This is a genomic window from Paraglaciecola psychrophila 170 (assembly GCF_000347635.1).
Taxonomy (GTDB): domain Bacteria; phylum Pseudomonadota; class Gammaproteobacteria; order Enterobacterales; family Alteromonadaceae; genus Paraglaciecola; species Paraglaciecola psychrophila.
Map to the genome: position 1 here is coordinate 2,359,466 of NC_020514.1, position 13,908 is coordinate 2,373,373.

The 13,908-nt window shown below is 39.2% G+C and carries 13 protein-coding genes and 2 pseudogenes; 4 read left to right on the plus strand and 11 right to left on the minus strand.

Translation table 11 applies throughout. The features are described 5' to 3' along the window. Positions 1–246: 246 nt before the first annotated feature. From fadE to purM, 4 genes and pseudogenes are all read right to left on the minus strand, one after another. A complete protein-coding gene (gene fadE, locus C427_RS10315) occupies positions 247–2,712 on the minus strand; it encodes an acyl-CoA dehydrogenase FadE (RefSeq protein ID WP_007637205.1) in 2,466 nt (821 codons plus the stop codon). Positions 2,713–2,888: 176 nt separating this feature from the next. Continuing rightward, complete coding sequence (locus tag C427_RS10320) at positions 2,889–3,623, minus strand: DUF3108 domain-containing protein (RefSeq protein WP_007637206.1); 735 nt, start codon at positions 3,621–3,623, stop codon at positions 2,889–2,891. Continuing rightward, complete coding sequence (gene purN, locus C427_RS10325; RefSeq protein WP_034899134.1) at positions 3,616–4,260, minus strand: phosphoribosylglycinamide formyltransferase; 645 nt, start codon at positions 4,258–4,260, stop codon at positions 3,616–3,618. The genes C427_RS10320 and purN overlap by 8 nt, the downstream gene beginning before the upstream one ends. 21 nt (positions 4,261–4,281) lie before the next feature. Beyond that, positions 4,282–5,320, minus strand: a pseudogene (gene purM / locus C427_RS10330) (phosphoribosylformylglycinamidine cyclo-ligase). A 214-nt stretch (positions 5,321–5,534) separates the two neighbouring features. On the opposite strand from purM, the gene C427_RS10335 reads away from it, so the two are divergent. Together C427_RS10335 and hda are read left to right on the plus strand one after the other, a co-directional pair. Continuing rightward, positions 5,535–6,650: a DUF2066 domain-containing protein gene (locus C427_RS10335; protein ID WP_007637211.1), complete on the plus strand. Its 1,116-nt coding sequence runs from the start codon at positions 5,535–5,537 to the stop codon at positions 6,648–6,650. Next, positions 6,638–7,357, plus strand: coding sequence for a DnaA regulatory inactivator Hda (gene hda, locus C427_RS10340; protein WP_007637212.1), 720 nt, complete (start codon positions 6,638–6,640; stop codon positions 7,355–7,357). The genes C427_RS10335 and hda overlap by 13 nt, the downstream gene beginning before the upstream one ends. On the opposite strand, the gene C427_RS10345 is transcribed toward hda, so the two are convergent. Genes C427_RS10345 through arsC form a run of 3 tightly spaced genes read right to left on the minus strand, consistent with a single transcriptional unit; the run spans position 7,341 to position 8,763 of the window. After that, positions 7,341–7,775: a DUF2069 domain-containing protein gene (locus C427_RS10345; RefSeq protein ID WP_007637214.1), complete on the minus strand. Its 435-nt coding sequence runs from the start codon at positions 7,773–7,775 to the stop codon at positions 7,341–7,343. The two genes, hda and C427_RS10345, sit on opposite strands and share 17 nt — an antisense overlap. A gap of 21 nt (positions 7,776–7,796) precedes the next feature. After that, a complete protein-coding gene (wrbA, locus tag C427_RS10350) occupies positions 7,797–8,390 on the minus strand; it encodes an NAD(P)H:quinone oxidoreductase (protein WP_034899105.1) in 594 nt (197 codons plus the stop codon). 19 nt (positions 8,391–8,409) lie between these two features. Continuing rightward, positions 8,410–8,763 (minus strand): arsenate reductase (glutaredoxin), encoded by a 354-nt coding sequence (gene arsC, locus C427_RS10355; RefSeq protein WP_007637219.1) that lies wholly within the window; start codon positions 8,761–8,763, stop codon positions 8,410–8,412. Between the two features lie 101 nt (positions 8,764–8,864). On the opposite strand from arsC, the gene C427_RS10360 reads away from it, so the two are divergent. Then, entirely contained in the window at positions 8,865–9,332 is a 468-nt protein-coding gene (locus tag C427_RS10360; protein ID WP_007637221.1) for a TlpA family protein disulfide reductase, read from the plus strand. Here C427_RS10360 and bepA read toward each other — a convergent pair. Both bepA and C427_RS10370 read right to left on the minus strand, forming a co-directional pair. Then, positions 9,318–10,771, minus strand: a pseudogene (gene bepA / locus C427_RS10365) (beta-barrel assembly-enhancing protease). The gene C427_RS10360 and the pseudogene bepA overlap by 15 nt on opposite strands. A 138-nt stretch (positions 10,772–10,909) precedes the next feature. After that, positions 10,910–11,533, minus strand: a complete 624-nt coding sequence (locus C427_RS10370) for a hypothetical protein (protein ID WP_226991113.1) — start codon at positions 11,531–11,533, stop codon at positions 10,910–10,912. 74 nt (positions 11,534–11,607) lie between these two features. Here C427_RS10370 and C427_RS10375 point away from each other — a divergent pair, with 74 nt between their 5' ends. Next, complete coding sequence (locus tag C427_RS10375; RefSeq protein ID WP_007637226.1) at positions 11,608–12,675, plus strand: AI-2E family transporter; 1,068 nt, start codon at positions 11,608–11,610, stop codon at positions 12,673–12,675. 68 nt (positions 12,676–12,743) lie between these two features. On the opposite strand, the gene bcp is transcribed toward C427_RS10375, so the two are convergent. Then, complete coding sequence (gene bcp / locus C427_RS10380; protein WP_007637228.1) at positions 12,744–13,208, minus strand: thioredoxin-dependent thiol peroxidase; 465 nt, start codon at positions 13,206–13,208, stop codon at positions 12,744–12,746. A gap of 44 nt (positions 13,209–13,252) precedes the next feature. Beyond that, on the minus strand, positions 13,253–13,819 hold the full coding sequence (locus C427_RS10385; protein WP_007637230.1) for a glycine cleavage system transcriptional repressor: 567 nt from the start codon (positions 13,817–13,819) through the stop codon (positions 13,253–13,255). Positions 13,820–13,908: the final 89 nt, after the last annotated feature.

Here is a 13,908-nt window from a genome sequence, read left to right on the forward strand (position 1 = left end):
AGTGTTCACACCGAGTAGGAAAAGAGCATTCGAAACCACCCAGGAATAAACCATTTTTTACGGTTAAGAACTTTAGAAGCGACGGCATTTTACAAAGTACAGGACGCACTTTATAAAAAGAGTAACTGACTCGAAAGGATTCGAGTAAGAACCATCATGCGGAAGCCGCGCGGGGTGATAGCGCAAAACGTGCTTTTTGTTCACAACTAATAAAAAGCCCTGATTAACAGGGCTTTAAAATAATGCTTAAGCAGTCTTGGTGGCTCGTGGTTTTCTTTTAGGTTTCTCTTTCTCAAACGTTTGTACTAGCTCACTATGCTTGAAGTCATCAACATTGATAGTGCGCAACCGACCTTTCTCCGTTTCTCTCAGCAGGGTAGCCTGTTCTTCGGTTATCACGCCTAATTCAAGCCCTTTCGTTGCCACCTTATCTAACTCGGTAAAAGGCAAATATTGTTTAGCTGCCTTACATATTTTGTTATAAATAGGCTCGGCGGCGATAACATTTTCGAGGGTTTGTTCTAAATCTCCCATTAAATTGCCTTCTTCACGGGATAAGTATTGACCTGCACCTAAACGGCTGCGAGCTTCGCTTGGAGTCTGAAGAATCGCGGCGATGTCATGTTCTAATTGATCAGAAGGGCGCTTATATTTTTTACCAAATGGCATGATGATTAATTTAAGTGCTTTACCCATTATCATTGAAGGAAAGTTATCGAGTAACTCTTCTAAAGCCACCTCTAACTTAAATAAACTGTCCTGCATAGCCCAGTGCATCAAAGGCAGATCGTCGGCTTTACGTCCTTCATCATCAAAGCGTTTGAGTACACATGAGGTAAGATACAAATAGCTTAACACGTCACCTAAACGAGCTGATATGCGTTCTCGGCGTTTTAGTTCACCGCCTAATACAGCCATAGCCACATCAGATAGAAAGGCCATATTAGAACTATAACGTTGCATAGACCGGTAGTAGCCAGCTGTTTCGTCAGTAAAAGGAGCATGAGTAAAACGCGCACCAGTCAAAGAGAACCATAAGCTTCGAAATAAGTTGCTGATAGCAAAGCCAATATGCCCAAAAACTGCTTGGTCAAATTGTTCTAAACTTTCGTCAGGGTCAGGGTTGTTGGCTGCAAGTAACTCGGTCAATACATATGGATGACAGCGCATTGCACCTTGTCCATAGATCATCATATTACGAGTCAGAATGTTGGCTCCCTCTACCGTAATAGCGATAGGTGCCCCTTGATAAGCTCGGCCTAAATAATTGTTTTGTCCAAGCATAATACCTTTGCCGCCATGCACATCCATGGCGTCATTGACTACTTGACGCATTTTTTCTGTTAAATGGTACTTGCAAATAGCAGATATAACAGAAGGCTTTTCACCTAAATCGACGCCTTTGGTTGAGAAGGTAGTGACGGCGTCCATTAGGTAGGCATTACCACCAATACGTCCCAACATCTCTTCTATACCTTCCATTTTACTGATAGGCATTTTAAATTGTCGACGAATACGAGCGTAAGCACCTGTTGCCAAAGCGATACTTTTGGCCCCACCTGCTGAGGCTGAAGGTAAAGTAATAACTCGGCCAACAGATAAACATTCTACTAACATACGCCACCCTTGGCCGATCATTTTGGTACCACCGATAATGTAATCTAAGGGTACAAAGATGTCCTGACCTTTAATCGGGCCATTTTGGAAAGGCACGTTTAAAGGGAAATGGCGGTTGCCTATTTCCATACCGGCTGTGTCTCTAGGTAATAAAGCACAAGTAATACCCAATTCTTTTTCATCACCTAATAATCCATCTGGATCATACATTTTGAAAGCCAAACCGATGACTGTAGCTACCGGTGCTAAGGTGATATATCGTTTATCGAAGGTAAGACGCATTCCAAGAATTTCTTCACCATTCCATTGTCCTTTACATACTGTGCCGCTGTCAGGTAATGAGCCTGCATCTGAGCCAGCTTCTGGACCTGTTAATGCAAAACAGGGAATTTCATCACCTACAGCTAACCTTGGTAAATAGTGGTTTTTTTGTTCTTCAGTTCCGTAATGCTGCAGTAACTCACCCGGCCCTAATGAATTAGGTACACCAACAGTGGTGGATAAAACTGAACTAACACTCGATAATTTTTGAAGTACACGGGACTGGCAATAAGCTGAAAAATCTAAACCACCAAATTTTTTCTTGATGATCATTGCGAAAAATTTATGGTCTTTTAAGAACTGCCACACTTCTGGTGAAAGATCTGCGTTTTTGTGAGTGACTTCCCAGTCGTCACACATTTTACATACTTCTTCTACAGGACCGTCTATAAATGCTTGTTCTTCAGACGTTAGTCTAGCTTGAGGAATGTTATGCAGTGTTTGCCAATTCGGGTTACCACTAAATATCTCACCATCCCACCAAACAGTGCCTGCATCGATAGCATCTTTTTCTGTGCTCGACATTTCAGGCATGATTTTTTTGTAAATTTTAAGAATGGGTTCACTGATGTATTGTTTGCGCACAGATTCAATATTAAGGGGGAGGGCCACTATTAAGAACGTAATCCAACTGAAATTACCAATAACGCCTAAAACACTTCCTAATATAAATACACAGAAAATGGCCACAGTGGCGTTAAACAATTTCATTCGAAAGTAACTAACAGCGCCTAGCGTCGCTATCACATATAAAAGCCAGATTAGGATTTGCATAAATGCTCCCATTAATAGAGGTCAGACCATATTTTTAACAGTATATTTTAGCCAAGTAAAAATCAAGTTTATGAATTAAATTATAGCTATGATTTAGATGGATAATTTAATTTATGCTGTATATCTCGATTTAACGAATTAGCAATATAAGTATAGGTAGGTTGGTGTTGCTGGGTTCAGTTTTTAGTTTCTAACGGGGTATTTTCAGACTTAAAATATTTCAAACGAATTTCACCTTGTTCGTCACCGTCTTTGTATTGTTTTAGCTTAACTAATTGATAATTTAGTTGTGGTGAAAACCAGGCAATAGTCTCCCGTGAAGAATTATTACGTTCAATCTTGACCTTAATACCTTCAATCATTCCGAACGGCAAATTGAGTTGCTCTTTGCCTACTACTTTCAACCCGTAATGGCGATGCTCACCTCTATTATTAATGATGTCATAAACAAACTCACGCTTTCCTGATGCTAATTTCAACTGCACATCTAAACGATAAAGTTGATTGTCTAATTGTCCAGTCCAGTCAATAGGCTGTGCTTGATTAATGGTGATATTTGATTTTTCAGCATCAAATCGAATTTTGGTACTTTTATCCGAACCTGTGCCAGTGCGGCTATATGCATAAGTGTGGGGGTACAATTGTGATTTGTCGAACGAAAAAAAACTGGTTTCGGAACGTATGTCAGATAAAAAGAAAGCGGAGACCTTAGAGTAATAATCCAATCTATATAGATTGTCTTTATCGGCTTTTAGACTTAGCTTTGCTTTACCTAAATTTCTACCAAATCGATAAACGATGTATTCAGCTTCAAAACCAACTAACTGCTCTGCTTCGGCATAAGCGGCTTTGTTTATGCCGAAATTTAGCAAAAGTAAGGTTACTGCTAAAAACGTCGTCAATTTACCCAATTGCATATCCCTCTTCAGCTAATATTTGGTTATCTAAGACTGCTTTATTATCAATCATTTTAAGCCTATCTTCACAAAACCATTTGATTACAAGAGGGTACATTTGACGCTCTTGTTGTTGTACTCGATCTGCTAACTCTTGGGCGTCTTGTTGCTCAAATATAGGTACCTTAGACTGTAACACTACCGGTCCACCATCTAACTCTGGTGTGACAAAATGCACCGATGCACCATGTTCTTCATCGCCTGCATCAATCGCTCTTTGGTGTGTCTGCAAACCTTTGTATTTGGGCAGCAAAGAGGGATGAATGTTCAAGATTCTACCTTGATAATTTTCAACAAACGCTGGTGTAAGAATACGCATAAAACCAGCTAATACAATGAGATTCGGATTGAACTCGTTTATACAACTCGCCATTTGAGTATCATAATCTTCTCTGCTAGCAAAACTTGTGTGGTCGATACATATTGCCGGGATGCCGGCGTTTTCAGCACGAATTAATCCATATGCAGTTTTTTGGTTTGCAATAACCGCTACAATTTTGGCATTAATTTTTTGCCTTGAAATCTCATCGATAATCGCTTGCAAGTTTGAGCCATTACCTGAAAGCAACACAACGATGGACTTTTTTGACATGTGCGTTTTCTGTTCAGCCACTTAGTTGATCTCAACCTGTTGCTCAGCATCACTATTTTCTATGTGACCAATTTGCCATGCGTTTTCGCCAAGTTTGTTCAATATCTCAACTGCTTGAGCTGCCTTTTCGTTAGGTAACGCAATGATTAAGCCTACACCACAGTTAAAAGTCCGGTACATTTCATGGGTAGTCACATTACCTTTTTCTTGTAACCAATTAAATATTGCAGGCCATTGCCAAGTAGACCCATCGATAACAGCTTTAGTTCCCTTAGGTAAAACTCTTGGAATATTCTCCCAAAAATCCACCACCAGTAATATGAGATATAGCGTGAACCTGCATCTGTTCTAATAAAGACAATACATTTTTGACATAAATTCGGGTAGGTTCAAGTAAATGCTCCGATAAGGCTTTACCTTCTAATACTTCATTTGTATCACTGTTGGATACGTCTAAGATTTTCCGAATCAGGGAATAACCGTTCGAGTGAGGCCCTGAAGAGGCTAGGGCAATCAGCGCATCGCCATGAGCAACACGTGAGCCATCAATCACATCATCTGCTTCGACTACACCTACGCAGAATCCAGCTACATCATAATCTTCACCATGATACATACCGGGCATTTCAGCGGTTTCACCACCTATGAGCGCGCAGCCAGATAGTTCACAGCCTTTACCAATTCCAGTGACAACCTCAGCCGCTGTATCAATATTTAATTTTCCGGTGGCGTAGTAGTCGAGAAAAAATAAAGGCTCTGCGCCTTGTACTATTAAGTCATTAACACACATTGCAACTAAATCTATGCCGATGCCAGAGTGTTGTTTTAAGTCCATTGCCAGTCTGAGTTTGGTACCTACACCGTCTGTACCTGATACTAAAAGTGGTTTTTTATATTTTTCTGGTAGTGAGCACAGAGCGCCAAAACCACCCAAGCCGCCTCTGACTTCAGGCCTATGAGTTTTTTTTGCGACCGACTTAATTCTTTCGACTAGCTGGTTACCTGCATCAATATCAACTCCAGCGTCTTTGTAACTTAATGATGAATTTTTATCGCTCACGTACTTTCCTCAAAATGGCCGCAAAAAAGAGCGCGGATTTTAGCAGCTTGCACAAATAATACCAACGACAGATATACTCAAATAACTCTAAATTTTCATATTATGTTGGTTTGGACATATAGATTGATAAACAATTGATGAATTTTGTTCGCAAATAAAAGACAATACTCTATAGAATATTTTTCGAAGTGTATTTTGAGGAGATTTGGCCCTGATGCCAATAAAAGTAAAGCCTTTGTTATTTGTGTTTTTTCTTGTCTGGCTAATAAGTTGGCAAAACGTTAATGCAGCGGTTATTGACGATTTGTATGATGCTAAAATCGCCGTAAATGATCAGTCGGATCGGACACAAAATAATGCTTTTAGTCTAGCCCTTAAACAAGTGCTTATTAAAGTACGAGGTAACAACGACTTACTCACTAATCAAAAAATTAAAAGTGCCATAACTAAAGCAACGCGTTTCGTCAGATCCTATAGTTATGATAAGCAAGAATCACAACTCTATTTAGCAATAAGTTTTGATCCACAGCGAGTGGAGAACGTTATTCGTGACGCGGGTTTTCCTGTTTGGGACAAAAGGCGTCCAGATTCTTTAATTTGGTTGGCTATCAAGTCGTCTGCTGATTCAGACAGAAAAATTGCGAGGCCAACAGAGTATGCTGACATATATCAACAATTGAGTTTACGTGCTGCTCAAAGGGGCATTTCTTTGATGTTTCCGCTGTGGGACCTTGGCGATATACAAAGTTTGGGTATATATGACATCTGGGGTGGTTTTAGTTCGCAAATTTCCAAAGCTAGTGAACGTTATGCTGTTCCATCTGTGCTTTCTGCGAGAATTTATTTGACTGATAATCAATCATATGACGTCACTCAAAATAGTGTGATGGAGAATGAAAAATCAGAGTTTCAATGGTCTGCAGACTGGACAATGATTGAAGGAGGCGGATTATTGGCAGGACAAGTTCAAGGTGATACCCCATTGATTATTGCAGAGGGCCTGATCGATGCACTAGCGGATCAGTTATCCTTAAAATATGCGATTGATCTGGCGCAAATAGATCGGGCAGATACTAAGGTTCAAATTGTTGTCAACAATATTGACTCCCTTAACTATTATAGCCAGGCTTTGAGCTCTCTAGAAAATATGAGTATTGTCAATGACGCTACCTTGATTAAACAGCAAGGTTCACGTGCAACCTTTGAATTGGACTTGTTGGGTGACGTTGACGATTTAACTAATGCACTAAGCTTGGACAGTAAAATTAGGCCAGTAGTTGACGATTTTGGTCAGCCCATACTTGGTTTGGAGTTCTTTTGGGTCAAGTAAGCAGTCAACTTTCATTGCCTATTGGCTTAAAAGATACCGAATCATTTGCTAGCTTTATTCCTGGCCAAAATGCTCAAGCTTGCAGCTATCTAAAACAACTATTTGCTGAATGTGAAGACAAAAAGGTCAATAATTGGCTGACATATTTGTTTTCTGATTCTGGGATGGGTAAAAGTCACTTATTGTATGCAACTTGCCAACAAGCCGAATTAGCGGGTGAGACGTGCATCTACTTGAGCTTTAATGAAAAGCAACATATGTCTCCAGATGTGCTGATAGGTCTTGAAAATTACCGTTTGATTTGTCTTGATGACATTCAAGAGTTACAGGGTGAAAACGCTTGGCAAATAGCGGTGTTTGATTTAATCAACAGAGTGAAGGAACAGAGTAATAGTTGCTTAGTAATAACTGGGGATCAACCCCCTCAGCAGTTATCCCTAGAGCTGCCCGATTTGATATCTAGGCTGTCATGGGGCACTAATTTCCAACTTTATTCATTGACTGATCAACAGAGACAACAGGCTTTGATAGTTAAAGCCCAACATAGAGGCTTAAATATGTCTAAAGATGTTGCAAGATATTTGGTTAATCATTGGCAGCGAGATATGCCAGCCTTGATAGCTTCTTTAGATATTCTTGATGAGCAATCACTGCAACAGCAGCGAAAGCTCACTATACCTTTTGTTAAATCTATTTTGGCTCTTTAGTTTTGCTGCCTTCAAAGGCCTGTTTTTCTTCTAGCAGCTCTTCTTTTAATTTTCGAATTCCCAACCCAAGCTCTCGCCCTCTAACTCGTGCATAAAAACTGCAACCAGTAAATAATAGTGTACATAATATTATTTCGACAAGAGCATACAACCTCTCACCTTCGACGGCATACACTGCAGTCAAACCATGCAGCAAATAATACATCACAATAAAATTAGCCCATGCATAAGTATAAGGTTTACCTTCTAATAATCCTTTAGCAGGTAATAAAATTGGCACTATCCAAAATAATAAGGTGAATAAAGTTGAGGTGGTTTTATCAATGGTTAAGAAAAAGTGCCAGACCACTAACCAGATAATTAAAAGTAAATAGCTAGTTAAGGTTAATCGTCGAAAAAAAGTGCTGTTAAATGTCATGTTACTTATCTCGTATACTGGTTAATGGTCTAATTTCGCGGCTAGTACTGCCAGTCTTTTGCCTTGTTCGATACATAATGTTTGTTCTTCATTAGAGAGTTTGTTTTTGCTATCGCCTTGTGCTAGATGTGTTACACCATAGGGGCTTCCGCCAGACAAAGTAGTGTGTAATTCAGGGTTAGAGTAAGGTAAACCGCACAATATCATACCGTGATGGAACAAGGGGATCATCATAGTGAGCAAGGTTGATTCTTGTCCCCCGTGCATACTCGATGTAGAGGTGAAAACACAAGCAGGTTTATTTTCTAATGTGCCCGCTAACCATTGAGCGCTAGTATCATCTAAAAAATATTTTAAAGGTGCCGCCATATTACCGAATCGAGTGGGGCTGCCAAGTGCTAATGCACAACAATCATCTAAGTCTTGTTTTACCACATAGGGATCGCCCGAGCTGGGTATTGAGTCTTGAATATGGTTGAAATTATTACTTACTTCAGGCACACAACGTAAGCGTGCTTCAAGTCCTGATTTCTCAACGCCTAAGGCTATGCTGTTGGCCATCGCTTGAGTAGCCCCATGGCGACTGTAATATAAGATTAGTACTATTTTATTCATGATATATCCAAAACTTGGCTCATAATATATTCAAAACTGATTCAGGTGGTCGGCCAATAGCGGCTTTACCATTGAATACAACAATAGGTCGTTCAATAAGTTTTGGTGAATTAAGCATTGCGCTGATCAGAGACTCCTCAGTTAACGTATTATCTGCTAAATTTTGTTTTTTGTAAGCGTCTTCGCCTTTTCTGATTAGTTGTCTTGCTGAAGAAAAGCCTAATTGCTTAACAATAAGCTGTAACTCTTGAGCACTGACTGGTGTTTTTAAATATTCGATAATTTGCGGCTCAAGCCCTTTTTCAAGTAATAATTGCAGAGTTTGACGGCTTTTAGAACATCTAGGATTGTGTAAAATTTTAAGATCAGTCATAAATTTATTTTCACTTCGAATGAGATATCGTACGTATACGGTGTATTCTACATTTTATTCTTTTTGTTACGAGAGTAACCCATATTTAGGGCATTAATATTTTGAAAAAATTCGTAGTTATGTTGACAGCTTTGTTAGCTCTTTTAGTCGGTCTGTGGACCCAGCAAAGCTTTAAAGTGGACTTCATTAGTCTTGATGGACAGGAACACCGTTGGAATAATTCACAGGGAAAGTGGAGAGTAGTCAACTATTTTGCTGAGTGGTGCGCACCGTGTTTGCGAGAAATGCCCGAGCTGAACCATTTTCACCAACAATATAGTGATGATATAGATATCTTTGCTGTAAGTTTTGATCCTTTGAGCAAAGACAAACTCATCACTCTTCAACAAAAACATAATATTCAATTTCCTATTATAGAGCGACTTAATGCTATGCCGTGGGTCAGGCCACCTAATAGTTTACCCACAACGTATATTCTTGATGCAGATGGCAAAGTGCTAAAACAATTGAAAGGCGAACAAAGTGCACAACAGCTAATGCAAACTATTAATCTGTTAAAGACTTTGTAATCGCTCTTGCGCAGTTCTAAATTGTTCTATTCGAGCTCTAATTCTCTGTTTCTCAATTTTTCGATCATTAGCGTAATTGTAAGCTGTATGTAATTCATCTATTGCCCTTGGGTAGGCTGCCAATAATGCATACACTTCGGCTTTTGTTTGATGCATTTCGAGTTTTTGCTCGCTACTGCGATAAGCATCTGAAAGTAATTCATAGGCCAACATATTGTCAGGATTAATTAACAAATAATCTTTTAACAGAGATGTCGCTCTTTCAATATTTCCAGATTTAATCAACACATTTGCTAAGTTTAGGGTCAATACCCGGTTAAAAGGTGTGTACACAATTTGTGCTGATAATTTGTCTATCGCTTTTTGATGTTGATTCATTTCTATAGCAATATCGGTGTAAGTATCCAAATAAAATAAGTTACTTGGATGTTTTTCTAATAGAACATCTATTACCTTTAGGGCGAGTTCAAAGTCTTCATTGGCTAAGTAAGATAAAGCTAAACCATATTCTGCTGCTTGTTTAAAAATATAATTTTCTTTTTTAATATGTCAGAAAAGTATTCGATATTACGCTTAGGATTGGCATAGTAGCGCGCTAATATTCTGGTCTTAGCCAAGTGAAAATTAATACTTTCAGGTATATCCCGCGGTCGAAAGGATGCGGCTCGGGTTCGTGCATCGGCAATCCGTGTTTCAGGTAAAGGGTGTGTGAGTAAAAATGCCAGTGGGGTAGATTTAAGACGGTTTTTTTCAGCCAATATACTGAAAAAACTGCTGGCGCCGTTTGGGTCAAAGCCCGCCTCTGCGAGGATACTAATCCCCACTCTGTCTGCTTCTTGTTCGTTTTGCCTGGTGTAATTGATTGAAGATTGCGCCGAAGCTGCATTGCTCACTGAGAGTGCAGCCATACCTGCTTCTGGATTGACCACGGCGACTAATATGCTACCCAGCAAACTGGCTATTTGTAAAGGTGACGATTTTTGTCTCGCTTCGATACTACGAGCGATATGTCTTTGAGTGACGTGACTGACCTCATGGGCTAAGACCGAGGCTAACTCCGATTCATTTCTGGCGTTAAAAATAAGCCCAGTGTGAATACCGATATGTCCTCCAAAAAAAGCGAATGCATTGATGTCTGGACTATTGAGAATAAAAAATTTGTAAGGAAATTTTACGTTGTCGGCTTGTGCAACTAAACGGTTACCAATGTCTTGAATATATTCATCCAATAATGGGTCGTTAATAATAGGTGCTTGCCCACGAAGTTGACGCATAAGCGCATCGCCAATTAATACCTCTTTATCTAAGCTGATAGCGCTTGATGCCACCACGCCTATCTCAGGTAATTCGTTTTTCTTATTTACTGCGCCAACTGACATAGTGCCTAATAAAAATATACTCAAGGCAGAAACAACGATGTTAGCAATAGGTTTTATCATATATTACGTCTAATTTTAGTGTGTCTATATTACATTGACAGTATTAATTATTAAATACTTGCGTGTGTTATGGATCAGCTACCAGCCAATTAGTTCAATGTTAGCTTATCTATTAAGTTGGTTTATCTCTTTAAATGGTTACTCAAGAGATATAAATATCTCTTGGATTGACTGCCCGCTAATTTCAACTACGTGTAATGATGTGCTTAATAAATCAATTAGCTGAGTAACTAACATATGGGCATATTTGAGTAATTCCATATCTGCCTCATCTCCACAACGTATTGTCAGGGCGACAAAGTCGCTTAATTTGGGGATACTAATTAATGGACCTGTTACAGAGGGATTGAATTCTTTGAACGGTGAATAGACATCAAAAGGTTTAATCAGCGCTTGTGGTTGGTTGTTTACAACAGGAAAACAATGCAAATCAAAAGCGTAGTGATTGCAGTGATTTTTGAGCGATATTGAGGGTTTACCTTGCTTACAATTGGCTAAATTCCAGTTTCTCTTATTTAGTAAATATTTTATATTATTATCAAAACCGTCGGTAAATGTGCCTTCTAATGCTAATAGTCTACTAGCTATTATTTGGAAGCTATCAGGGACCTCTCCTAAATTGAGCGACTTTTTTAGGTGCAAGATAGCTTTTACGTTTCCAAAACGACATGCCCAATCTAAATGCAAAAATAGCCTCTCTTTATTCGTGTAATCTAAGTTAAGTTCTATTTTATCACGCAAGGGTTGTGTAATAATGCTCACATCATAAGGTCGAACTTCAATTATCATCAATAAATTATTGTTTGGTGATGCCTATTAATATACAAGGACAATAGATGTTAAACGTTTTTGAACGTTGGTATAAGCGAAAATTTTCAGATCCTGATTCAATGATGCTGTTATTGCTGTTACTCATCAGTTCGTTATTACTTGCAGTTTGGGGCGGAATTTTAATGCCTGTCTTGGTGGCTGCTGTTATAGCTTACTTATTGGATTGGCCAGTGGTCCAGCTATGTAGGTTAGGCTTATCTCGTGGTTATACTACTATATTGGTGTTATTTGGTTTTATCAGCGTATCAATTCTGACTCTTGTGGGTCTAGTACCTGTTGTTGTGCAACAAAGTATTAATTTGATTAAAGAGATGCCGCAAATATGGGAAAAAGGGCAGGTGTGGTTATTAACGTTACCCAAAACCTACCCAGACCTTATACAGCTGACTCAAATTCAGGATGTGTTAGATGGAATCAATGAACGAGTAGTGGGGTTGGCAGAGCAATTGTTGTCTGCATCATTTAGTTCTCTGGGTGGGTTTGGTGCTTTGTTGATTTACATGATTTTAGTACCGTTAATGGTTTTCTTTATGGTCAAAGATAAAGAAATGTTGGTCTCTAATATCTCTTCACTATTGCCCAGCGAACGCCGTTTGATTAAACAAGTGGGTACTGAAATGAACCTGCAAATTGCTAATTATATTCGCGGTAAAGTCATCGAAATTGTCATTGTTGGTACAGTGTCAACAGTGACATTTGCGTTTATGGACCTGCGTTATGCCTTGTTACTGGGGGTGTTGGTGGGCTTCTCAGTATTGATTCCTTATATAGGTGCCGCAGTGGTGACTATTCCTGTGGCGATAGTCGCCTTATTTCAATGGGGTCTGACACCTGACTTTTGGTATTTAATGGTCGCTTACGGCATTATACAAGCCTTAGACGGTAACGCATTAGTACCTATACTATTCTCAGAAGCTGTGAGCTTGCATCCAGTGTATATCATTATCGCGGTATTATTTTTTGGTGGGTTGTGGGGATTTTGGGGAGTGTTCTTCGCTATTCCTTTAGCAACGTTGGTCAAAGCTGTTGGCAATGCTTGGTCAAGTCCCAAGGAATTAACGACCGAAACTTAGTTAAGCCGGAGCCGACATACATAAAATCGGCTCCAACTTTTCATACTGTTTAACTCTTTAAACTTCTTTTACTTCTGCAGATACGCCAAGACCACCTCATGGTGATCTTTGGTTTTAAATTTATCAAATACATGTTCTATTTTGCCGTCTTCATTGATTAAAAACGTAATGCGATGAATACCGTCGTATTCTTTACCCATAAACTTTTTAAGACCCCAGACACCAAATGCATCTGCTACGGCATGATCTTCATCCGACAAAAGTGTGAAGTTGAGGTTTTCTTTCTCTATAAATTTTGGCAGCCTTTTAACTGCATCAGGGCTCACCCCTAAGACTTCTACGTTCAATGCCGCCAATGATGCTTGGCTATCCCGTAAACCTTGTGCCTGAGTTGTACAGCCAGGTGTCATGGCTTTGGGGTAAAAATAAATCAATACTTTTTTACCAGCAAGGTCGCTTAACGCAACCGTTTGGTTATCTTGATTTAGTAGTGAAAATTGCGGAGCAATATCGCCCGCTTTGAGCATTTGCATAATAAATACCTTAAGTTATTAATTAAAAGGAGAATACTAAGTTATCAGTGATTTTGTTTGATCGAAGCTTCTAAATTGAGTGGTTGCAAAAGTGCTTGAAGAGCATGTTCAATTTTATCAACTTCGAGTTCATGAGGAATAGATATCACCATTTTGCACTTCATCTGTTTGTCGTTTTCATTTGTATCTAAAAATTTTAGTCTAAATGCACTGACAGAGATATTGTGTTGTTCGAAGAAATCGGTGATCTGGTCAATCAGACCGGGTGTACTCTCGCCATTTATGATGACGTCCGCAAGATGTTCAAGGTTTTGTTTACAATGCTTTGTGGTGCGTTTCATCATCGACAATAAATTATGCTTCTGACACGTTTGCGGCAATAAACATTCAGCTTGGGTAATAGCACTTTGACTGCCTTCGATAATCATAGTGAGAGAAAAATCCTGACCATAAACAGCTTGGCGACTATCTAAAATATTGCATCCTACTTCAGATACGGTGTCTGCCAATTTACTTAATACACCAAATTGGTCTGAGCCTAAGATGGTAATGATTAATTGTTGCGTCATTTTTAACCAATTCGTTGCTTTCAAATTGGCTATAACATACATGATTGTAGGTGGGTTGATCCAGTTTCAATTCTAATCCATAAATTGGGCTATTCAATGCTTGTTTTTAGGGGGCCAGATCTTTACCATTA

Excerpts from the sequence above, each read along its gene's own strand:
- fadE (WP_007637205.1), bottom strand. The coding sequence starts at position 2,712 with ATGCAAATCCTAATCTGGCTTTTATATGTGATAGCGACGCTAGGCGCT.
- purN (WP_034899134.1), bottom strand. The coding sequence starts at position 4,260 with ATGTCAAAAAAGTCCATCGTTGTGTTGCTTTCAGGTAATGGCTCAAAC.
- C427_RS10335 (WP_007637211.1), top strand. The coding sequence starts at position 5,535 with ATGCCAATAAAAGTAAAGCCTTTGTTATTTGTGTTTTTTCTTGTCTGG.
- C427_RS10345 (WP_007637214.1), bottom strand. The coding sequence starts at position 7,775 with ATGACATTTAACAGCACTTTTTTTCGACGATTAACCTTAACTAGCTAT.
- wrbA (WP_034899105.1), bottom strand. The coding sequence starts at position 8,390 with ATGAATAAAATAGTACTAATCTTATATTACAGTCGCCATGGGGCTACT.
- arsC (WP_007637219.1), bottom strand. The coding sequence starts at position 8,763 with ATGACTGATCTTAAAATTTTACACAATCCTAGATGTTCTAAAAGCCGT.
- C427_RS10375 (WP_007637226.1), top strand. The coding sequence starts at position 11,608 with ATGTTAAACGTTTTTGAACGTTGGTATAAGCGAAAATTTTCAGATCCT.
- bcp (WP_007637228.1), bottom strand. The coding sequence starts at position 13,208 with ATGCAAATGCTCAAAGCGGGCGATATTGCTCCGCAATTTTCACTACTA.
- C427_RS10385 (WP_007637230.1), bottom strand. The coding sequence starts at position 13,819 with ATGTATGTTATAGCCAATTTGAAAGCAACGAATTGGTTAAAAATGACG.